The organism is Nocardia ninae NBRC 108245 (assembly GCF_007990755.1).
Taxonomy (GTDB): Bacteria; Actinomycetota; Actinomycetes; order Mycobacteriales; family Mycobacteriaceae; genus Nocardia; species Nocardia ninae.
On the sequence record NZ_BJXA01000155.1, the window covers coordinates 1 to 6,692 of the forward strand.

Annotated in this window: 4 protein-coding genes; 2 read left to right on the forward strand and 2 right to left on the reverse strand. The window is 69.2% G+C overall.

The annotated features are described in order from the left end of the window. Together NN4_RS44055 and NN4_RS44060 are read left to right on the forward strand one after the other, a co-directional pair. Positions 1–2,305 (forward strand): transglycosylase domain-containing protein (locus tag NN4_RS44055; protein WP_186818926.1); only part of this gene is annotated, 2,305 nt, incomplete at its 5' end. Positions 2,306–2,438: 133 nt separating this feature from the next. After that, the gene (locus tag NN4_RS44060; protein ID WP_147144320.1) at positions 2,439–4,214 is read left to right on the forward strand and encodes a glycosyltransferase family 87 protein; all 1,776 of its coding nucleotides are present in this window, start codon (positions 2,439–2,441) and stop codon (positions 4,212–4,214) included. Here NN4_RS44060 and NN4_RS44065 read toward each other — a convergent pair. Then, complete coding sequence (locus NN4_RS44065; RefSeq protein WP_186818927.1) at positions 4,196–5,824, reverse strand: TerD family protein; 1,629 nt, start codon at positions 5,822–5,824, stop codon at positions 4,196–4,198. The genes NN4_RS44060 and NN4_RS44065 overlap by 19 nt on opposite strands. Before the next feature lie 31 nt (positions 5,825–5,855). Beyond that, on the reverse strand, positions 5,856–6,692 hold an 837-nt coding region (locus NN4_RS44070; RefSeq protein ID WP_246181441.1), incomplete at its 5' end, for a TerD family protein.

A 6,692-nucleotide genomic window follows, 5' to 3' on the forward strand; every position in this document is an offset into this window, starting at 1 on the left:
GCCGTCCGGCCCACCCCCGCGCCGCAACGGCGGCAGCGGCGGCGACGGCTCCGGCGGATCGGGTAAGCGCAGGCCCGGCCAGAAGAAGAAATCGCCGTGGCGGATCGTGCGCCGGGTCATCTACGTGATGATGGCCATGGCCATCCTGATACCCAGCGGCGTGTTCCTGATCGCCTACACCACCGTTTCGGTACCCCAGCCGGGCGACCTCAAAACCAATCAGGTCGCGACCATCTTCGCCGCCGACGGTGAAACGGTGATCAGCAGACGTGTTCCGCCGGAAGGCAACCGGACCGATGTGACGATCGAGCAGATCCCGGCGCACGTCCGCAACGCGGTGATCGCCGCCGAGGACCGGGACTTCTACTCCAACCCCGGCTTCTCGATCTCCGGCTTCGCGCGCGCCGCCCGGGACAACGTGCTGGGCAAGGAGAGCGCCGGTGGTGGTTCCACGATCACCCAGCAGTACGTGAAGAACGCGCTGGTCGGTGACGAACGCTCACTCACCCGAAAGATGCGTGAGCTGGTCATCTCAGCCAAGATGGCGCGGCAGTGGAGCAAGGACGAGATCCTCGCGGCCTACCTGAACACCATCTACTTCGGTCGCGGCGCCTACGGTATCGACGCCGCCGCCAAGGCCTACTTCGAGAAGCCGGTGACGGAGCTGACCGCCGCCGAGGGCGCGGTGCTCGCCGCCACCATCCAGCAGCCGTCCGGCCTCGACCCGGAGAAGAACCCCGAGGGCGCGAAGACCCGCTGGAACTATGTGCTCGACGGGATGGTCTCCGGTGGCAACCTGCCCGCGGCCGAGCGGCAGAGCATGCAGTACCCCCGCGTGGCCCCGGTGTCGAACACCGAGGACAAGACCCTGGACTCGGGCCCGGAGGGCCTGATCAAGCAGCAGGTGCTCAAGGAGTTGTCCGCCGAGGGCATCAGCGAGCAGCAGCTCAACACCGCGGGTCTGTCGATCACCACCACGATCGATTCGAAGGCGCAGCAGGCGGCCGTGGACGCGGCGCAGAAGAAGCTGCAGGGCGAGCCGGAGAAGCTGCGTGCCGCGGTCGTCTCGGTGGATCCGAAGACCGGTGCGGTGCGGGCCTACTACGGCGGTGACGACGGTAAGGGCTGGGACTACGCCAACGCAGGCCTGCAGCCGGGCTCCTCGTTCAAGGTGTTCGGCCTCGCGGCCAATCTCGAACAGGGCGTGCCGCTCTCGCAGATGTACGACAGCTCGCCGATCACCGTCAACGGCATCAAGATCACCAACGTCGAGGGTGAGGGCTGCGGCATGTGCACCATCGCCGAGGCGTTGAAGCGCTCGCTGAACACCAGCTTCTACCGGATGCAGATCGACATGGGCAACGGGCCGAGGAAGATCGCCGACATGGCGCACAAGCTCGGCATCCCGGAGACCATTCCCGGCGTCGGCCCCTCGCTCACCGAGCCGGACGGCAGCGGCCCGAACAACGGCATCGTGCTCGGCCAGTACGACGCCCGCGCACTCGACATGGCGTCCGCCTACGCCACTTTGGCGGCCTCGGGGGTCTACCACAAGCCGCACTTCGTGCAGAAGGTCGTCACCGCCGACGGCACCGTGCTGCTCGATCGCGGCGAGGTGCCCGGCGAGAAGCGGGTCGAGGCGGCGGTGGCCGACAACGTGACGGCGGCGATGAAGCCGATCGCGGCGTGGTCACGCAACCACAACCTGGCCGGCGGGCGCGAGTCGGCCAGCAAGACCGGCACCGCCCAGCTCGGTGACACCGGTGAGAACAAGGACGCCTGGATGGTCGGCTACACGCCGTCGCTGTCCACCGCGGTGTGGGTGGGTGCCGTCGACAGCACGGCGCTGCGCAACTACCAGGGCGGCATGATCTACGGTTCCGGCCTGCCGTCCGACATCTGGAAGGCCACCATGGACGGTGCGCTGGAAGGCACCAAGAACGAGACCTTCCCCAAGCCCGCACCCATCAAGGGCCAAGCCGGCGTGCCGGAATGGTCGGCGCCGTACACGCCGCCGCCGACCACCGAGGTCCCGTTCCTGCCGCCGATCCAGATCCCCTCGGGCCCGATCGAGATCCTGCCCGGCATCGTCATCCCCGGCCTGCCCGGCGCGCAGCCGCAGCAACAGCCGCAACAGCGCCCGCAGCAGCAGCAACAGCCGCAACGCGAGGAAGGTCCTGGTCCGTTGCCCGGGCAGCCGGTGGCACCCACCGACGGCTCGTCGCCGACCGCGACTGCCTCGCCGCGGGCGGGCAACGGGCAGAACGAAAGCACGGGGACTCAACCCACCACGCGCAGCCGGTAGTGGCGAACCTGCGGCACCCGGCGTAATACGCCGTGGTGCCGCAGGTTCCACACTGCGAGGAGTCCGCTCAGCCTGTTGAGTGGGGACGACTCGATCCGAAGCAATAGTCGAACTCAAGGTAGCGTCGGGGGCCGTGACCGATCAGGAACTGGTGGACCAGCGGACGAACGGGAGCGTGCCGCAGGCCGATGGGGCACCTTCCGGTGGCGCGTACTACGTCGCGCCCGGCCCGCTCGCGCCGGATCTGCGGTCCGCGGACGCCCGGGATCGGCCCAGTCGCAACGATTCACTCACCGCACAGCTGTCGACCGTCGTCGGCGGCCCGGTCGGTGAACACGCGCTGATCGGGCGGGCCCGGTTCTGGACGCCGATGCGGGTGCTGCTGGCCTTCACGGTGGTGTTCCTGGCCTTCGGCTGGTTCAGCAAGGCGGGCTGCATCCAGCAGACCGGCGCCGGCGAGGGATCGCTGACCCTCGATTGGAACAACGGGCGCCAGTACGTGGCGATGTGCTACTCGGACACGGTTCCGCTGTACGGCGCGGAGCGGTTGAACGAGGGCGCTTTCCCGTACAAGAAGGATTGGACCGAGAAGACCCCGGACGGCGGCCAGGAAACCCGGTACATGGAGTATCCGGTGTTGTCCGGTCTGTACCAATACCTTTCGATGCGGATCGCCAAGGCCTGGGATGCCGCGCCGCTGCCCGGCGCGCTGCAGGTGGTGATCTACTTCAACGTCGTCGCCTTCGGCCTCGCGCTGGCCTGGCTGATCACCGTGTGGGCGAGCGCGCAGCTGGCCGGGCGCCGGGTGTGGGATGCCGCGCTGATCGCCTGCTCGCCGCTGGTGATCGTGCACATCTTCACCAATTTCGATGCCCTGGCAACGGCTTTCGCCGCGACCGGCCTGCTGGCCTGGGCGCGCAGACGCCCGGCCCTCGCGGGCCTGCTGCTGGGCCTCGGTGGCGCCGCCAAGCTGTATCCGCTGCTGCTGCTCGGCCCGATCGTGGTGCTGTGCCTGCGCGCCGACCCGATGCAGCGGCTGCCGAGCACTCAGCTCGGGCTGCGCTTCCGCGATATCGACAGCTGGTCGGCGGCGCAGGACTGGGTGCGCGAAACCCCGTATCGCATCCACCTGTTCAGCCTGCGGCCGCTCGGCGCCGCGGCCGTCGCGGTCGCCGCCGCGCTCGGCACCTGGGTGGTGGTGAACCTGCCCATCGCCGCGCTGTACCCGAACGGCTGGCGGGAGTTCTTCCGGCTCAACACCACCCGGCACGCCGACCCGGACTCGATCTACAACGTGATCACCTCGTTCACCGGCTGGAGCGGCTTCGACGGCACGCTCAGCCACGGGGAACCGCCGGTCATCCTGAACGCGGTGTCCCTGCTGGCGTTCGTCGCCGCGTGCGTGGCGATCGGCTACATCGCACTGACCGCGCCACAACGCCCCCGGCTCGCGCAGCTGTGCTTCCTGGTGGTTGCCGCGTTCCTGGTGACGAACAAGGTGTGGAGCCCGCAGTATTCGCTGTGGCTGGTGCCGCTGGCCGTGCTGGCGCTGCCGCATCGGCGAATCCTGTTGGCCTGGATGACAATCGACGCGCTCGTCTGGGCGCCGCGCATGTTCTACTACCTCGGCCTGGACAAGAAGGGCCTGCCGGAGCAGTGGTTCACCGGCACGGTCGTCGTGCGCGATCTCGCGGTACTCGGGTTGTGCGCCTTGATCGTTCGGCAGATCTACCGGCCCGAAGAGGACCTGGTGCGCCGCGATTATGTCGACGACCCGATCGGCGGCATCGTCGACCGGGCCCCGGATCCGTTGCTGCCCTGGCTGCCCGAGCTGCTGCGGCCCCGGGTGGCGCCGACCCGCGAGTGGCACTCGCAGGTCGGCGACTCGGCTCAGTGGGTGCGCAGGTAACGCGACAGCAGCACCGGATCCTCGGGCAGCGTATCCAGGTCGAGCTGCCAGGGGCTGCCGGTCCACGGATCGAACAGCGGTGCGCCTGCGATCGTCGGCAGGTGCCTACACGACTGGGACAGCATCGCCACGGTGGTATCGCTCGACTCGGATTCGTCGCTGCCGATGATCACGATCGACAGCCCGATCAGCTCGCCGCGCACCATCAGCGAACCGATGCGCTGCGCGTCCGAGCTCTGGTAACCGTGCGGGAAGTCGGCCGCGATCAGGATTCGGTGTTCCTCGGGCGGACTGCCCATGCCGCTGGTGAAGGCCAGCTCGGCCAGTTCGGCGGCCTGAACCAGCGCCTGCAGCCGCGCCGAGATCTCACTGTGGTCGGTGATCGGCGGCCCGTTGAGCACCGGCGCGAGCTGGTCGGTGAAACCGCTGAACGCACCGGTCAGATCGATGATGTCGACCAGCGTGCGCCGCCCGGGCGCCGCGGTGAGCAGCCGCGCGAGCAGCGCGCTCACCACCGGCGCGACCGCGCGGGTGGACTCGGTGTCGATCCACAGCGGCCGATTCAACGGCACCGGAACGCAATACGGCACCCGCAGCGTCCCGCGTTCGAGCGCGTACAGCTCGCCGAGCCGGATGCCGTCGCTCGGCGTGACCGGCTTCTCCCAGACCGGCGAGTCCCAGGACGCCAGCGCGGGTGGCAGCATCAGATCGGCGTCGGCGAGCTCGCGCACGAGCTGCGCGCTGTCGCGCTGATGGTTGCTCTCTGCGGTGGCGATCAGTTCGTCGTTGCGTTGCTGCGCCGCCCGGCGCGCGGCGTCGGCGACCGGGGTGTTCCTGGTCTCCGGATCCGCGACCGCGACCGACAGTTCCTGGTCCAGCCGCTTGGCCGCGTAGTCACGGGCGGACAGCAGCGCGGCGGCCGAACGAGCGGCATCCTCGAAGATCATCCACAGGCGTTCCAGGCCGTGCCCGACCTCCAGTGGCGCCGCCGCCGCGGAGCGGGCTTCGCTGGCCATCGGACCGGCCATGGTGTGTACGCCCGGCCCGGACTGGTGGGCCGCGGTCGGATGGGGCACCGCACCGACCTGTGCCGCCGAGCCGGTTTGCGCGGCAGGATCGGCCGGGTCGTCCTCGACCTCGACGCCGTGCGCGGTCAGCAGCACGCCGAGGCCACCGGAGTAGCCCTGCCCGACGGCGCGCAGCCGCCAGTCGGTGCCGCGGCGGTACACCTCGAGGCAGATCAGTGCCGCCTCGCCTGCCGATGGCGTGACCACGAATTCCGCTGCGGTTCGGTCGTTCTCGGACAGCGTCGCGGTCACCGTGCCGAGCCCGCCCGGACTGGCGGGCACGGCCGGGTCGGCGCTGACCACCAGCAGCACCGCCTTGGCGTCACCGCGCACCTCGGGCAGCGTGACGGTCACCTCGTCCCCGTCCAGCCGCACCCCCGCGGCGGTCGGCTGGTTGTAGAACACGAAATCCTCGGGGGCGAAGACCTTGAGGTTCTCCGCCACCACCAGCGCCGAAACGTCCAGTGCCGCATCGGCTTTCGCCCGGAATCGGACGACATTGCCGGTCAGTGGCGTGTTCTGACCGGCCTTCAGTTGAATCACCTTGTCTGCCTTGCTGTTCGCGCCGCCCCGATCAACCGTGCTGCAGGAACCGGCCGAGATGGGGTACTGCCTCACCGGGATGCTTGGCCGCGAAGCCTTCGCCGAGTGCCTGCATCTTCCAGTCGTTGCCGACCCGGAAGACCTTCGACATCGCCATCGCGGTGAAGGGCATGCCGCCGGCCAGGGTGTACCTGGCCAATTCGGCATTGTTGGTGCCGTCGACCAAGCGGCAGAACGCATTCTGCACCTGCTCGAACGTGTGCCCCTTGTAGGAGGTCACGATGAACACCAGCGTGGACACGTGCGCCGGGATGCGGGTGAGATCGACCAGGATCACCTCGTCGTCGCCCTCGCCCTCACCGGTGAGGTTGTCGCCCTGGTGCCGGATCGAACCGTCCTTGGAGGTCAGCTGGCCGTAGTAGGCGACATCCACCGGGTTCGTGTCGGCGAACATGACCACCGACGCGTCGAGGTCCACATCGACGGTGCGGTTGCCGAACATGCCGCGGCTCTTCACCGGATCCCAGCCCAGACCCATCTTGACGAAGGTCAGCGCGGCGCCGCCCTCCTTGCGGAGGGTGACGCGCTGGCCCTTCACCAGGCTGACCGGACGGTCCTTGCTCAGGCTCACCTCGGCGGGCGGCTGCTGCGGCGGAACCGGTTGTCCCGGCGGCGGATACGCGCCCTGGCCGGGTGCGCCGCCCGGTCCGGGCGGCGGCGGGTAACCCTGGCCCGGCGGCGGGTAACCAGGACCGGGCGGCGGATAGCCGGGGCCGGGCGGCGGGTAACCACCGGTCGGCGCGTACTGCGGATCCTGGGCCGGGTACGCCGGTGTGGTAGGCGGCGGCTGCGTCGGGTAGGCGGGCGG